This is a genomic window from Neolewinella sp. (assembly GCF_965214665.1).
Classification (GTDB): Bacteria; Bacteroidota; Bacteroidia; order Chitinophagales; family Saprospiraceae; genus Neolewinella.
Genome location: NZ_OZ243970.1, coordinates 1,475,229 through 1,489,975, shown reverse-complemented (window position 1 = coordinate 1,489,975; position 14,747 = coordinate 1,475,229). Strand labels below are relative to the sequence as shown.

The 14,747-nt window shown below is 60.7% G+C and carries 13 protein-coding genes; 4 read left to right on the top strand and 9 right to left on the bottom strand.

The window, feature by feature from the left end:
- Positions 1 to 43 precede the first annotated feature (43 nt).
- Positions 44 to 2,791 (top strand): gliding motility-associated C-terminal domain-containing protein, encoded by a 2,748-nt coding sequence (locus ACOOHD_RS06660; RefSeq protein WP_420460791.1) that lies wholly within the window; start codon positions 44 to 46, stop codon positions 2,789 to 2,791.
- On the opposite strand, the gene ACOOHD_RS06655 is transcribed toward ACOOHD_RS06660, so the two are convergent.
- Complete coding sequence (locus ACOOHD_RS06655) at positions 2,778 to 3,668, bottom strand: bile acid:sodium symporter family protein (protein ID WP_420460790.1); 891 nt, start codon at positions 3,666 to 3,668, stop codon at positions 2,778 to 2,780. The two genes, ACOOHD_RS06660 and ACOOHD_RS06655, sit on opposite strands and share 14 nt — an antisense overlap.
- Positions 3,669 to 3,898: 230 nt before the next feature.
- Between ACOOHD_RS06655 and ACOOHD_RS06650 the strand changes: the two genes are divergently transcribed.
- Positions 3,899 to 4,945, top strand: a complete 1,047-nt coding sequence (locus tag ACOOHD_RS06650) for a PorP/SprF family type IX secretion system membrane protein (protein ID WP_420460789.1) — start codon at positions 3,899 to 3,901, stop codon at positions 4,943 to 4,945.
- 4 nt (positions 4,946 to 4,949) lie between these two features.
- A complete protein-coding gene (locus ACOOHD_RS06645; RefSeq protein ID WP_420460788.1) occupies positions 4,950 to 5,165 on the top strand; it encodes an AtpZ/AtpI family protein in 216 nt (71 codons plus the stop codon).
- Positions 5,166 to 5,277: 112 nt separating this feature from the next.
- On the opposite strand, the gene ACOOHD_RS06640 is transcribed toward ACOOHD_RS06645, so the two are convergent.
- The 5 genes from ACOOHD_RS06640 to ACOOHD_RS06620 form a co-directional block, all read right to left on the bottom strand.
- Complete coding sequence (locus ACOOHD_RS06640) at positions 5,278 to 5,964, bottom strand: hypothetical protein (protein WP_420460787.1); 687 nt, start codon at positions 5,962 to 5,964, stop codon at positions 5,278 to 5,280.
- A gap of 13 nt (positions 5,965 to 5,977) precedes the next feature.
- Complete coding sequence (locus ACOOHD_RS06635; protein ID WP_420460786.1) at positions 5,978 to 7,849, bottom strand: OstA-like protein; 1,872 nt, start codon at positions 7,847 to 7,849, stop codon at positions 5,978 to 5,980.
- 90 nt (positions 7,850 to 7,939) lie between these two features.
- Positions 7,940 to 8,701: an MBL fold metallo-hydrolase gene (locus tag ACOOHD_RS06630; protein ID WP_420460785.1), complete on the bottom strand. Its 762-nt coding sequence runs from the start codon at positions 8,699 to 8,701 to the stop codon at positions 7,940 to 7,942.
- Positions 8,701 to 9,717 (bottom strand): UDP-glucose 4-epimerase GalE, encoded by a 1,017-nt coding sequence (gene galE / locus ACOOHD_RS06625; RefSeq protein ID WP_420460784.1) that lies wholly within the window; start codon positions 9,715 to 9,717, stop codon positions 8,701 to 8,703. The genes ACOOHD_RS06630 and galE overlap by 1 nt, the downstream gene beginning before the upstream one ends.
- Before the next feature lie 10 nt (positions 9,718 to 9,727).
- Positions 9,728 to 11,500 (bottom strand): MutS-related protein, encoded by a 1,773-nt coding sequence (locus ACOOHD_RS06620; RefSeq protein WP_420460783.1) that lies wholly within the window; start codon positions 11,498 to 11,500, stop codon positions 9,728 to 9,730.
- A 78-nt stretch (positions 11,501 to 11,578) separates the two neighbouring features.
- Here ACOOHD_RS06620 and ACOOHD_RS06615 point away from each other — a divergent pair, with 78 nt between their 5' ends.
- On the top strand, positions 11,579 to 12,634 hold the full coding sequence (locus ACOOHD_RS06615) for a trypsin-like peptidase domain-containing protein (protein ID WP_420460782.1): 1,056 nt from the start codon (positions 11,579 to 11,581) through the stop codon (positions 12,632 to 12,634).
- A 1-nt stretch (position 12,635) separates the two neighbouring features.
- Here the strand turns inward: ACOOHD_RS06615 and ACOOHD_RS06610 are convergent, their stop codons facing one another.
- Genes ACOOHD_RS06610 through ACOOHD_RS06600 form a run of 3 tightly spaced genes read right to left on the bottom strand, consistent with a single transcriptional unit; the run spans position 12,636 to position 14,617 of the window.
- A complete protein-coding gene (locus ACOOHD_RS06610; RefSeq protein WP_420460781.1) occupies positions 12,636 to 13,670 on the bottom strand; it encodes a PspA/IM30 family protein in 1,035 nt (344 codons plus the stop codon).
- A gap of 15 nt (positions 13,671 to 13,685) precedes the next feature.
- Positions 13,686 to 14,207 carry a hypothetical protein gene (locus ACOOHD_RS06605; protein ID WP_420460780.1) on the bottom strand — a complete coding sequence of 174 codons (522 nt, stop codon included), beginning with the start codon at positions 14,205 to 14,207 and terminating at the stop codon, positions 13,686 to 13,688.
- A gap of 56 nt (positions 14,208 to 14,263) precedes the next feature.
- A complete protein-coding gene (locus ACOOHD_RS06600) occupies positions 14,264 to 14,617 on the bottom strand; it encodes a YkvA family protein (RefSeq protein ID WP_420460779.1) in 354 nt (117 codons plus the stop codon).
- Between the last annotated feature and the right edge of the window lie 130 nt (positions 14,618 to 14,747).

The window sequence follows — 14,747 nt, the reverse complement described above, 5'->3', positions numbered from 1 at the left end:
GGTACCGGCGGCACCCTGCCGTACACGACCAATCGAACGGCACATGCGTCTACGCTTTCTCCTCAGTTTTTTAGCTCTTTTTCCCCTGGTACTCAGCGCCACCCACAATCGGGCGGGAGAGATCATCGTACGGGCTGCCGGTTGCGACAATGCCTCGGACCAACTGACGGTCTGCGCCACGATCATCACCTACACCGAGACGGCACAGACGGATGTGGATCGCGATAGCCTAGAATTGTTTTGGGGTGACGGCAGCAGTGAATTCATCGGACGCACGCAGATTACCCCCACCAGTACGGCAGGCATCCAGCGGAATGAGTATACGTTCTGCCACCGCTACAGCTCGGCCGGACGCTACGTGCTGAGCTTTCAGGATGTGAACCGGGTGCGGGGGGTCAGAAATATTCCGGGCTCCGTTAATATTCCCTTTAGCGTTACTACATCTTTCTCTCTGGTAAATCCCATACTCAACGGCTGCAACTCTTCACCTGAGCTCAGCCAAAGCCCCATCGACAATGCTTGCATTGGCTCAGTATGGACACACAACCCCGGTGCTTTTGACATTGACGGTGACAGTCTGGCATTTGAGTTCACCCAAGCAAGCTTCGCGCCCGGGAATCCTATTCCTAACTATGTACTACCGAACCAAGTACCAGGATCTTCTGGAGATCTTACCATAGACCCGCGTACCGGGCAGATCACCTGGGACTCTCCCTCCCTACCCGGAGAATATAACCTCGCTTTTCTAGTCAAGTCCTTCCGTAATGGCCAACCCCTCGATACCCTGGTGCGTGACATGCAGGTGTTCGTGGATGATTGCTCCAACGAGCCTCCCGTCATCGAGCTGGCCCGTGAGGAGATCTGCGTCGTCGCCGGTGAGCTCGTCGAGTTCGACGTGATCGCCACCGCTCCGTTGGGCGATACCGAGCAGCAGGTTAGCCTCACCGCCACGGGGCGGCCCTTCGATCTGGAGAACAATCCGGCCACCTTCCTGCCCAACGAGACGGGCTTTCAGGCCGACCCTGTCCGCCGCACCTTCCGCTGGCAAACCAGCTGCAGCGACGTGCGCGATCAGGAATACTTCCTGGTCTTTCGGGCATTGGATAACGGACCGCCGCGGCCCTCCGGCTTGGCTACCCTGCGCTCGGTGAGTATCAAAGTTGTGGCTCCACCACCTACGGACCTACAGACCACGGTAGAAGAAGATCTCGTTACCCTGACCTGGGAGAACCCCTACGCGTGTCAGGAAAGCACCCAGCCCGATTTTGTCGGCTTTACGGTATGGCGGCGTGAGGGAAGCAATAATTTTGCTCCCGACACCTGCGAGACGGGCCTGGCCGGCCGGGGCTACACCCAGCTCACCAATACGGAGATCAGTGACGTGGATGACAACGGCCGCTACGTGTTCGAGGATATGGACGTGATCCGGGGGCGTACGTACTGCTACCGGGTGGTCGCCGTGCTCTCCCTGCGGGCGGCTAGTACCAACCTTCGCTTTCAGAATTTCGAGTCCATCCCCTCGGAGGAGATCTGCGTGCAACTCGACCGCGACATCCCACTCCTGACCAAGGTCGATGTGGTGGAAACCTCCTCTACCCAGGGCGTAGTCGATGTGTGCTGGCTGCTGCCGAGTGCCAACAGTCTAGACACCGTTGCGAATAGCGGACCCTACCGGTACGTACTCAGTCGAGCAACCGGCCAGACGACCGATCCGGCAGCCTTTAGCTCCATCGCTACGTTTGAGACTCCATTCTTCGGTGGAGACGTCGATACCTGCTACACCGATTCCAATCTGGACACGGAGGGCAGTGCCTACTCCTACCGGATTGAGCTCTTCGTCGGTGGGGGTACCGAAGCGGTAGGCCCCGCGCAGCCCGCTAGCACCGTACGGCTCAGTGGCGACCCTACCGACCGGGCCAACGCGCTGAGCTGGACCGAGACCGTGCCGTGGGCCAACCTGGAGTACGAGGTCTACCGCCGCGACCCGGGCGCAACTGACTTCAACCAGCTCGCCACGGTTACCGAGATGAGCTACCGCGATACCGGATTGGTCAATGAGCAGGAATACTGCTACTACATTCGGTCCGTCGGGTCGTACAACATCGACGATATTCCCTCGCCGCTGCTCAATCGGAGCCAGCAGCTGTGTCTTACCCCGGAGGACGACGTTGCACCCTGCGCCCCCGCCCTTGCCGTGGAGAGCGCTTGTGAGAGGCAGGTAGACTGTTCCGATATTGATAACTTGTTCAATAGGCTTACGTGGGAAGCTCCACGCGAGGTGTGTGGTGATGATGATGTGGCTGGATATAGGATATACTTTACTTTAGATAGCATTGGTGATCCTATACTAGTCAAGACTATTGATGATCCGGATGAAGTAACCTTCAACCATGCTCCACCTGATGGTATCGTGGGGTGCTATACGGTTACCGCCTTTGATATAGATGGTAATGAAAGCGAGACCAGCAACCGAGTTTGTGTGGAGAACTGCCCGATCTATGAGCTGCCGAATGTATTCACACCAAACGGTGACGGTAGGAACGATAGGTTGGAACCCATTGCACAATGCTTTGTCGAACAGGTGAGTCTAAAGATTTTTAACCGCTGGGGCCAGTTGGTCTTCGAGACCGAAAATCCGGGTATCGACTGGGACGGCACCAACCTGAACGGGGAGGCGCTGCCCTCCGGCACCTACTATTACATCGGTCAGATCTTCGAGCGACGCTTTACCGGCATCGCCCAGAGTGAGAGTCCGGTGAGTGGCTACGTGGAGCTGATCACGAACCGATAAATTCTTCGTATAGCCGCCCACGCATCTCCGGTTTGAGCAGTAGTCCGTACAGCAGGGCGGTGAAGAAGGTGAACATGGCGTACACGAGCGCGGGCTTCAGGGCCTGCTCGCTGCCGAGGAAGGTGCCCGCGATGACGAAGGCTAGGCTGGTATTCTGAATACCAACCTCTACGCCGAGGGTGAGCTGACTGTCTTTTCCCAAGCGAAACAGGAGCCCCCCAAGCCGGCCGAGTGAAAGCGCTAGGACGTTGATCAGCAGTGCTACCGGTAGGATGTGCTTGACCTCCGTCAGCGTAAGGGCACTTCCGCCCTCGTGGACGGGAGCGAAGAGTTTCAGAATAAAGACGAGGGCCAGTAGTGCTAGGGCACCCCGGCGTGCATAGGGCTGGATGTGTTTGGCTGCCCGGGGGAGTAGGTAGCGGACTAGCATACCTAGTAGTACGGGCAATACGACGATCAGGCAGATACGGAGTGCCGTGGCGAGTAGGGGAAGCTGCGCCGTGGTGTCCACCGGGGCGTAGCGAGCGAGCGCGAGGTTCACGATGAAGGGCACGGTGAACATGCACAATAGAGAGTTGCAGACTGTCAGGCTCACGGCAAGCGCGGTATTTGCCCGCAATAGATAGGAGATGAAGTTACTCGATAGTCCACCCGGGCAGGCGGCCAGGACCAGGAAACCGAGGGCAAAAAAGGGCTCGATCTTCACCGCCCCTACTACGACGAAGACTAAACTGGGCAGAGCAACAAGTTGGAGTAAAAGCCCAATCAGGAGGGTCCTAGGGTGTAAAAGAAGGTGACGAAAGTCTTTTGACTTAAGGCTAAGCCCGATCGAGAACATGATCAGGGCCAGCACGGCCGTGATGAGCAGATCGAGCATTGCCAGGACAAGATTTTTAGGATTGGGAATTTACTGCTAAATTTGTGGTAATCTGAAAGACATTAATAGGGTTTTAGGTGTTTATAACTGGACCGGTTACGTACACGTGACCGGTCTTTTTGTGGGCGAAAGACTATTCGCCTGGCGGTGGGCGTTACCTTTGCATCGGGTTTGTGCCCGGCCTTGTATTGCCTAAACGAAAGCTTCTAAACCGCCTTCTCCGCCGACCTATGAAATTAGTCTATACCCTCCTCCTGCTTGTGCTTGGTGCCCTGGGCCTACGGGCGCAGGACATCCACTTCTCCCAGTTCTACATGTCCCCCCTCAACCTTAACCCGGCCATGACGGGGGTGATGAACTGTAACAGCCGCATCGCCATCAACTACCGTAGCCAGTGGGCCTCGGTACTGGGGGAGAATGCCTTTCAGACCTACAGCGTCAGCTACGATCAGCGCATCGCCGTGGGCCGTAATGACTTTTTCGGCATCGGCGGTACCTTCTGGGGCGACCGCGCCGGCGAGGCCAATTTTGCCACCACGACCGGTAAGGTGTCCGCTAGCTACTCCAAAAAGATCGGCGGTAGCCGCAAGTTCGGCAACTACCTTGTGGCCGGTGCCGAGGTGGGAGCGGCCCAGCGTAGCCTCGATTTCCTGGCCCTGCGCTGGGGGTCCCAGCACGATGGGGACGGAGGCTTCGACCCCAATGCGCCCAGCAACGAAAATAGCCTGGACCGCGATCAGTTTCTGTTCGCCGACCTGGCCGGTGGGCTCCTCTGGTTTATGGTCTTCGACGAAAATAACAGCCTCTACGTAGGGGGAGCCTTCCACCACCTGAACCGGGCGAACCAGAGCTTCTCTAATACCGGAGAAGATTTACTCTACAGCCGCTACACGGGCCACGCCGGGGGAGAATTCATGCTTACGGACCGCTTCGGACTCGTACCGGGCGTGATCGTGATGAGTCAGGGACCGAGCTTCCAGGTCAATACCGGGACGAACGTCAAATTTCTCCTCGATAGCGGCCGTAACTCCGCCAGCCAGTCCTTCCAGGTCGGTCTGTGGGGCCGCATCAGTAACCGCCTCGACAGCAGCGTCCTTACCGATGCGCTGATCGTGAGCACCCGCTTCGACTACGAAAACTTTGCCCTCGGCTTCAGCTACGACCTCAATACCAGTGACCTGAAGGTCGCTACCGACGGCAACGGCGGTTTCGAGCTCAGTCTGCAGTATAAGATCTGCGGCAACCAGCGGCGGGGCGTGTACTGTCCACAGTTCTAAGCCCATGGCCGCCCCGCCCCGTAAGCGCTCAACCGAAGAAAGCCGTGCCTGGACCAGGTACATGGGTATCGGTGCGCAGTTGATCGGCATGATCGGCATCTGTGTGGGGATCGGTCTCTACGCCGATAGCCAGTTGGGGACCAACCCCTGGATCACCATTGTGATGAGCTTGGTGGGGGTCATCGGGGGCTTATACGTTAGTGTGAAGGACCTGCTGTAAGACGGAGGCGAGGTCAAAGTTCGAGCGGCCTCCGGCCCGAACTGGCGTGGTGAGGAATCTGCTCGCTCCGCGTGTAACGCCTCGACCTAGGTACGTGGACCGGTTGAAACAGTTAAATCACCGCCAGCTCCGCTACCAACAAATACCCCTGCCGCCCATCCTCCAGCGTAACCTTGACGTAGTCGCCAACGCGGTCGGTGATAAGAAGCCGCTGACCGGAGGCAAGCTCCGCTTCCACGGAGGCGGCCTCCGTCGGACTTACCCGTAGGGCAGCAGTGGGGGCGATGAGTATCGCCTCGTCCGTACGGTGCAGAAAGTCGTAGCGCGTCCGGGCCATTAGGTAAAATAGGACGGCTAAACCCAGTAGGAACACCGAGCCGGGCAGCAGTACGAAGCGCCGCTTTTCGGCCATCTGCCGCCGCCAGAGGTACCAGTACAGCCCGGCCGCTACCGCCAGCCACCAGCAAATAAGAGCCAGCACGTAGGCCATGGTGCTACCGATTACAGCGCCGACGGTACGCCACCACCGCACTAAAAAAAACTCCGGCAGGGGGGGAGCGGTAATACCGGCCTCCTCCCGCACGTAGCGCAGGTTGTTGCGTAGTGTGACGTGATTGGGTCGCAGTCGCAATCCCCGTTCGAAAGCCAGGATCGCCTCGCCGGTAGCGCCCTCGGTGAAGTAGGCATTTCCCTGGGCGAGGTAGCCATCAGCGGTTTGGAAGGAATCTAGCGTCGGGGTCTGACCCCGCAGTACGGTGGCAGCCAGTACTAAGCAGAGCCATAGGAGCTGTCGCGGCATGCGGCAAAAGTAGTCACTCGTCACCGGGCAGCTGCGCCTCACGGGGAGTAAAATCAGGAGGGCGCGGCTCGAAGATCGGAGCACGCGTCCCGAACAAATCATTCAGATCCCGGGGTTGCCGCTCCGGCTCCCAGCGGAATCCATCCAGGCGTAGGGCGTCGTGGTTGATCGCATCCATGGGATCGAGCCGACCGGAGGGCGCACTCAAAAACTTGATGCGGTTAACCCCGCCATCGGCGAAGTAGAGTACCATCTTACTGCAGGCGGTTTTGTTGACGCCGATGTAGCCGCCGGTCTCGTCCTGGGCGTAGTAAATAGCCTCGGCGTTACCGGCCACCTCCGTACGCTGGAGCTGACTGCTGTCGAAGTAGGCTACAATCTCCTTGCCCTTGACCTGATTGAAAAAGATGAGGTCAGGAGAGGTGACGACTAGGGCGTTGCGGCGGAGTACGACGCGGTCCGGGGAGCGATTCCTTAGGTAGAGATCGATGGTATCGGCCGTAAGCTGACTGGTATCCTGCCACAGGATGGGATCGCGGTAGAGGGTAAGGACGCTGTCGACCGTGTTGAAGGCCAGGGAATCGGCCACGGCCTGTAGGTCCGATTTAAAGATGCGCACGTCCGTGTAGGCGGCCAGTTCGCGGACCGTATCTCCCTTGGCGTCCACCGCATCGGTTTGAAACGATAGTAGTGTATCGGCTGCCAGGTACATCGTATCCTGGTCGAGTAGGGTAGTGAGCAGTGCCCGGCCCCGCCGCCCGCCGTAGGCCTTGATGTAGCCGGTGGTCTGGCTGAAGTCCGCCCGCTCGGATTCAATGGTCAACTTGGCACTGGTGTCCCGCCAGACGATGTTGCCACTGGCCCGGCCCAGTCCGGTGGCCTCGTCGGAGGCCATGCGGTCGGCCACCAGGATCATGGGCGGATTAGATACCCGCGGCCGCCCGCCGGCTACCGTGTAGCTGGCCGTAGCGGCGTTGTAGTCAATGCTATCGCCCGTCACTACCTGGAGCGAATCCACTACACGGGCGTTGCCCTCGAGCTGGTAGCGGTCGCGACTGCGGAAGTAATTGATGCGGTCAGCCGTAGCCCGCTGAAACTGCCCCTCCGCCACGTAGGCGCTCCCCTCCAGTACGTAAAGTTCCTCGGCACCGAAGTAACGGATGGAGTCGGCCGCAGCCAGTCGGTCGCCGCTGCGGTACTGGGCATTGTCGCGAAAGACAGCCTCATCCAGCGCCACGTCGTAGTACCCTCCCTCGCAGTAGATGTTATGGGTATCGCTGCGGATCACCGTGGGCCCCAGAAAGTACACCCGCTCGTTGGCCAGGTCGTAGCGCAGCGTATCGGCGCGCATCTCGAAGCGGTCATCGACCACCACGACGCTATCGCGGAAGTAGACGTTGCGGGTATCGGCATAGTAGTAGCCGTGGGTGCTGCTAAGCTCGGTACCCCCGTTGGTTACCCGACCGCCAGTGTGGTAGGTGGCCAGCTTGGTGGCCAGGTTATAATCAAGCTGCTCGGTGTATAGCTCCGTACCACCGCGCTTAAGTACCACCTGCTCCCGCAGTTTGGCGAGCAGCGTTTCGGCATTGTAGTCGAGGTAGTTGGAAAAGGCGGCGATGCTATCGCCCTGCTGAATGACGACATTGTCGTAGGCATAGAGCTGCACCTCACTGACCAGTTCGGCGCTATCGCAGTACATGAATACGCTATCCTGACTCAGTTCCACCTCTCCGATAAGGCGCTGCCGGTTGCCCTTATCGAGCATGCGTAGCTCGTTAGCGTGGTCGATGCTCACCACCTCCTTAGCCGCGGGGGGTGCCGGACGTTGTGCCACCGCGAGCCCGTAGACTAAACTAAGGATCAAGAGGAGAAAAGGCTTGCGCATAGGGGCGGAGAAACGACGAAGGTAGCGGTACCCTTACCAAACGCCCGCACCGGCGGCCCCGCCCCCCGGACAAGCTGGTTTAACGGGACCTTAAAGGTCTAGCCGCATGCCGTCGTAGCCGACGTACACGCCCGCGGGCAGGGTAGACTGAAATTCCGCATGGGGACCGAGCCGGTGGCTCAGATGGAAGAGTATGGTCTTTCGCGGTTGTAATAACGTCACGTAATCCATTGTTTCCGAGACGGATAGATGGCTGTGGGTGCCGTAATGGTTTAGGCTGGAGATCACTAAGGTGTCTAGATGTTGGAGTGCAGCGATGGTCTGCTCGGGCAGGGTCTTTACGTCGGTGAGGTAGGCCAGATCGTTTACCCGGAACCCCAGGATCGGTAGCCGGCCGTGGTCTACGCGCAGCAGCTCAAGGTCCAGTCCGGCAAAGTCCAGGTGATCGCCGAAGGTCCGCTCCCGCACATCGAGCCGCGGCACCCCGGGGTAATTGGTAAAGGTGTAGGCGAAACGCTCCCGAAGCTCCCCGGCCACCCGGGGCAGGCAGTACACGGGCATGTCCACGCCCTGCATGAAGCAGTAAGGCCGTACGTCGTCGATGCCCGCCGTGTGGTCGTTGTGCTCGTGGGTGAGTAGGATACCATCGAGGCGGTCGACTTCCGCGCGCAGCATCTGGGAGCGGAAGTCGGGGCCGGCGTCGATGGCCAGTCTGGCCTCCCCGGCGTAGAGCACCGCACTGGTCCGGTACCGCCGGTCACGGGGGTCCGTGGAACTACAGGCCGCGCAGTGGCAGCCGATCACCGGTACCCCCTGGGAGGTCGCCGTGCCGGTCAGGCGCAGGTGGGCCACTACCGCTGCTGTTCCCAGGCCCAGGCCGTTCGCATGATGTCATCGACGTCGTAGCGCGGTTCCCAGCCCAGCTCGCGGGTGGCCTTGCTGCGATCGGCGTAGACGGCCACTACGTCGCCGGGGCGGCGCGCGCCGATCTCGTAATTGAGGGGTTGCTCGGCGACGCGTTCGAAGGCCCTGATGACCTCCAGTACGGTGAGCCCCTCGCCGATGCCAAGGTTGAACAGGGCGGGGTTTTCGGTCGCCCGATCGCTCATCAGGTACTCCAGGGCCAGGGTGTGGGCGTGGGCCAGGTCGGCTACGTGGATGTAATCGCGTACGCAGCTGCCGTCGCGTGTTGCGTAGTCGGTGCCGAAAACGGTCATCGTGTCCCGCTTGCCGGCCCCTACCTCGGTGATGACCGGTACGAGATTGCTGGCGGGCGTGGCAGCGTCCTCGCCGATTTTACCACTGGGGTGGGCCCCGGCGGGATTGAAGTAGCGTAGCAGGATGGCGGAGAAGTCGGGGTGGGCCGCACAGTAGTCGTAGAGGATATCCTCGCCCATCTGCTTGGTGCGTGCGTAGGGACTTTCGGCCTCCTTGCGGGGGGTAGCTTCGGTGACCGGCAGCTCGTCGGCGTTGCCGTACACCGAGCAGCTGGAGGAAAAGACTAGCCGGCCGCTGCCCTGCCGCTTCAGTCCGGCGATGACGTTAAGGAGGCTATTCAGGTTGTTGCGGTAGTAGGCGAGGGGCTTGGTCACGCTTTCACCTACGGACTTAAAGGCCGCAAAGTGAATGGCCCCGTCGAACTTATTGGATTCAAATAACTTAGCCGCAGCCGCTGCATCGGATAGATCCACCGTGTGGTTCGCGACGCGCACGCCGGTGATTTCCTCGATGCCATCGAGCACGCCAGCCTTGCTGTTGTGGTAGTTGTCGACGCTGACGACCTCAAAGTCGTTCTCGAGCAGGTCCACTACGGTGTGGCTACCGATGTAGCCGGTGCCGCCGGTCACCAAAATTTTTCCTTTACTCATGGGTGTCGTGTTAGTCGTGGGTTAATGAGATATCGGCGGGGTCAATTTCGATGCCCATGCGGGCCATCAGCGCCGTGGCGTTGAAGCTCTGACTTACTCCGGGGTGCAGCTTGTAGTCAAACACTAATTCGCCCGCACGAGTCTGTACTTCCATCGCGTAGTTTTCCACCCGGGCCCCAGGCTCCTCGGCTAGGGCGGCTAACTCCAGGTCGTGGGTGGCAATGATACCGGCCCCCCGCTCGCGGATCAACTGGCGGATCAGGGCGCGGGCACCCGTATGGCGGTCGCGGCTATTGGTGCCCTTGAGGATTTCGTCGAGCAGGAAATACACCTCCTGCCCGGGGTCCTTCACGGCATCGATGATGGCCTTCAGGCGTTTGAGCTCGGCAAAAAAGCTTGAGGTATTCTCACTCAGGTCGTCCTGCGTACGCATGGAGGTCCACACCTGTAGGGCGGCGGCGCGCAGGTGCAACGCGCAGACCGGACCCCCGGCCCGGGCCAGTACCAGATTGATGCCTACGGTGCGCAGCCACGTCGACTTGCCGGCCATGTTACTTCCGGTGACGAGGTGGATGTGCCCATCGGTCGACATCGAGATATCATTGTTCACGCGACCCCGTGGCGATAGCAGGGGATGAGCCAGTCCCCGCCCTTCGAGCACCCGCTCCCCGGTCGGCTCGGGCTCCGTCCAGCCGGGATGGTTGAAGCGCAGCGTGGCCCAGGAAATGCGGGCATCGGTATCGGCGAGCTCCTCCAGCCAGCGGGCTAGCTGGTCACGGTGATCCAGGCGCCAGCGGTCCAGCCGGGTCAGCCACTGGAGGCTCCACAGCCCGGTGATCTCGAGCAGAAATACGAAGGGGTTACTGCGTACGTCGAGCTGCTGAATGGCGTACGCCAGCCGTCCGATGGCTACCGAAGCCCGTAGGCTGCTGCCGGGTCGCGCCTCCATATGCTCGAACAACTGCCGGTAACCGGCCAGGATTGTGCCGGCCCGGGCCGTGTAGCTATGCTCGAGCGCAGCCGCCTCCCCGTAGCGACGTAGTAGTACGAAGGCCGGCACGAAGGCCAGCAGCCCCAGCTGCCAGGGTTGCTGGGTAAGGCACCACCAGAGTCCCAGCAGGGTAAGTACCGGGGCGAGCCACCGCATCAGACGGGCGAAGCGACCGGTGACCACGGCGGGGCGCTCTACCCACTCCAGTAGCCGGTGAGCGTAGCCGAGCTCGTCCCTCAGCTCACTACCTAGGGTCCTGAATCCAGTGCACCAGTCCGGGTCTGCCGCCAGTTTCCGCCCGGCGGCGCGTCGGCGCTCCGCCTCCGGGAGTGTGGCGGGGTAGAGAAGCTCCTGGGCCAGTCGCTCCCCCCCGATGGCCGTGACGGTGCGGTTGAGGTACTGGTATAGGGAATGCGGGCCGAGAATGTCCAGGTCCACGGCGTAGGGGTGATCCGTGGGCTGGTAGGCGTATCCGTCACCGAACTGGGAAAACTGGTGGTCGAGGGCCCGGAGTTCCGCCCCGGCCAGGCCGTGCCGCACCCGTGCTCGTTGCGCCTCCCGGCCAATGCTAAGGTGCCAACGCACCCCAAACCCCAGGAGGGGCAGACCGATCAGCAGGAGCCCAATGCCCAGCCAAGGGGCCGCATCGAAGGCGAGAATCAGGAGGGCTACGAACCCGGCGAAGGCGATCAGCCGCGCTACGGCCAGCCGGTCGTACCGCTGCTGGAGCCGGGTGGCGCGCGCCGCTGCCGCGCCGGCAAGTTGGGTATAGTAGGTAAGTGGGTCCGCCACGCCGACAAAGATGCGAAGAAGCCCGTAAAGCGGGTGAGGTTGTACATTCGACACTTCCGTAGTTGTGAGTCCTTTCACATGTCACCCATTCCACTCCTTCAGGTTGCCACCCCCTTTAGTACCGGTACCGGCGTATACCTGGCACAGTACGCCCTGGTGGTGACTAACGAGCACGTCGTGCGCAGCAATAGCACGGTGGTCATCGAGGGAGCCGATCTGACCGAGCAACTGGCCGAGGTCGTCTACCTCGATGCCGCTTATGACCTAGCCTTCCTGCGGCCCCGTAGCTTTCCGGAAGTGCCGCCGCTACCCTTTAGCCAGGAGGCCGCCGGGGTGGGTGATCCGGTGCGGACCGTCGGGCAGTACCTGGGGGAGCCGGTCCGGCACGTCGAGGGACGGCTGACCGCGGTCGGGGTGGAGCTAAATGGCACTGCATACCTACGGCATACGGCGCGGGAGGGGGAGACGCTCATCGGCGGAGTGCTGCTCGATGCGCAGGGCCAGCTCCGGGGTATCAACATGATGAACGCCCGGGAGCACCCTGGAGAGACGCTAGCCCTGCCGGCTGCGACAGTCAGCGAGGTATTGGACACCTTCGGCCGGGGAGAGGGCCGGCCGGCGGCGCGCTGTTTTTACTGCCGGGAGGTGACCTTCGAGCTAGCGGCCAATCCGAAGGGCTTTTGTCCGAGTTGCGGTAAGCCCCTGGTGCTGCCCTCCCTGGTGGAGGAGGTGCTGCCGACCGGAGTGGAGGCTACCATCGAGGCCATCATTCGGGCGGCGGGTCACGACCCGCGCCTCGCCCGTCGGGGCCCCAACCTCTGGCGTATCCGCCAGGGCAGTGCTACGATACAGGTGACCTACCACGAGGATAGTGGCCTAGTCACCGGCGATGCTTACCTGTGCCAGCTGCCCGAGATGCCTCCTGCAGAGGTGTTTGCCTACCTACTGCGGGAGAACGACCGGCTGCAGCAGCTTACGTTTTCGACCTACGGACGCGATATCATTCTGTCGCTACTGATCTACGACCGGTACCTAAGTCTGGAAACCGCCCTGCCGCGCTTTGAAGCGTTGTTCGCCCAGGCGGATGCCTACGACGACGTGCTCGTCAATACGTACGGAGCCGGGTGGCGGTAGGTTACTGGAAGAACTGATCGTAGTTGCCGGTCTCGCCCCGCCCCTGGGGCTTGGCTTCCGGACGGGGGATATCCTCCAGATCGAGCCGCTCCTCGGTCGTAGGGCGCTTGTCGTCGAGGTCAAACTCGATGTGCCCCTCGCTCAGCAGTAGTTCGCTTTTCTTCTCCCACTCCTCCAGCATGCGCAGGCCCTCGTCGGCAAATACCCCATTTTGCAGATCGACGCTGGCCAGGAAGTCGCTGCTGAGTTCCATCATCCGCTCCATTTCACCCACCTTGGTGGCGACGTCCTCGGCGATGGCCTCCATGGCCTGATCGAAGAGGGCACGCTGGTCGGGGTCCCCGTTGATCACGCTCATGGCCGACTTCATGGCCCCGTGGCTCGCCCGGATGGCCTTGCGCTCCTGGATGCGAAGGTCTACCTGATCGCGGGTGTCTTCGAGCAGTACCTCGCTGTTCTGGTGCATCCGGTTGAGCACGCGGTTGAGCACCTCCATTTTTGTGAGCAGCACCTGGTACTTCTGGTTGCTCTCGCGCAGGCGGGCGGCGCGGCGGCTGCTCAGGATCATCTGCTGGTTCTTGCCCTTCTCCTTGGCTAGGGCGGCCAGCTTGAGTTGCTTTTTGACCTCCTTTTCGTTGGTCTCCATTAGGGTAGTAAGGTGGCGCATCTGCCCGCGGATCTTACCGATCTGTTTGCGCATCTCCTGTAGATTGCCCTCCAGCTCCTCGACGTAGGATTTGAGGATGCCGATGGGGTCGATGTTGACGAACAGGCCGGTGAGCTTGCGCATGCCGGACTTGTACATGTAGCTCAGCAGGGTACGGGTGCGGGGATCGACGATGGCAAAGAGTACCGTGAGCAGGGCCACGGCGGCGACTACCAGTCCGAGGGTGGTAGACAGGAAGGGAATGATGATGCCGGCGAAGGTGGTAAATACGAAGCCCAGACCGGCCAGAATGGCCAGCAAAAAGATAAGTCCCGTAACTCCCTCGGGGCGTTGCCAGAATGACTTTTTGGGGGAGGCCGGTGGCGTCATGGGGAAACGGTGGGGTTAGGCGAGCACGCGCCGGATGTCGGCTACGTCTTCGTTGATGGTGTTGGTGATGACCTGGAGCGCCTCCTCGAAGCCGCGCTGGTTTTCCTCGGCTTTGGTGCGGGCGGCGGTGATCTGGGCGTCGGCCGATTCAATCTGCTCGGTGGCGGCCCGGATCTGCTCCCGTAGTTGCTCGATCTTAGTTTCCCAGTTGGCGATTTTCTTTTTGAGCTCGCCGGTCTGCTTGGCCTTCCCCTCGACGTTGTCCACCAGGTGCTTTTCGAGGCTGCGCATGAACTGGGCCTTTTCGTCCTGTAGTACCTCGGCGTAGTAATTGGCCGTTTTGATGAGTTTTTCCTTGGTCAGACCTACGGAGGAGCCGGTAATGAAGGCTGAGTTGATGGCCGTATCCTGGTCCATACCGATTTCGGTGAGCCGCCCCACGCTTTGTTTCCACTCCAGGTAGTCGAAGCCGTCGAGGTTTTTCTTTTCGAGGGCCTTCATGAGGGCGGTGGCGAAGCGGTTGTTGGTGCCGGACATCTAGGGAGTTTTGAAGGAGACAAAGGTAAGGGGTACGCGGTTGGGGGCGCCGGCGGCTAGTCGAGCTCGCGATCGACCGCCTCGACTACCTCGGCGGTCTGCTGGCCGGGAAACCAAGCGTCCAGTTTGGCGCGTGCCTGAGTCCTGACGTCCTTATTGATGTAGGCCGCCACGATGGCCAGTCCGGTGCCGAGTACGGCCAGGTCGTCGGTGTAACCCAGTACGGGGGTAAGGTCGGGCAGTGCATCCAGGGGGGCGATCAGGTACCCCAGGGCACCCAGGATGGTCCGCTTGGCCCAGCCGGGGGTTTCTTTGCGGCGGTAGGCGTAGTAGAGCAGCAGGGCGGTGTAGACCGTGCGCGTGCCGGCGGACCTGGCGGTTTTGGCGATGCGGGATAGGAGGGGGTACACGGTAGGGGGTAGCTAATTAACTTGGAGGTCAAAACGCACGAAAAGCCCGTCTGGTTAAGTTTGCTGACCGTCGGACGCTTCGAAGCCTCCGATGGTTTTCCCAGAGCTTTGCACCTGCGGCCCCGCCCTA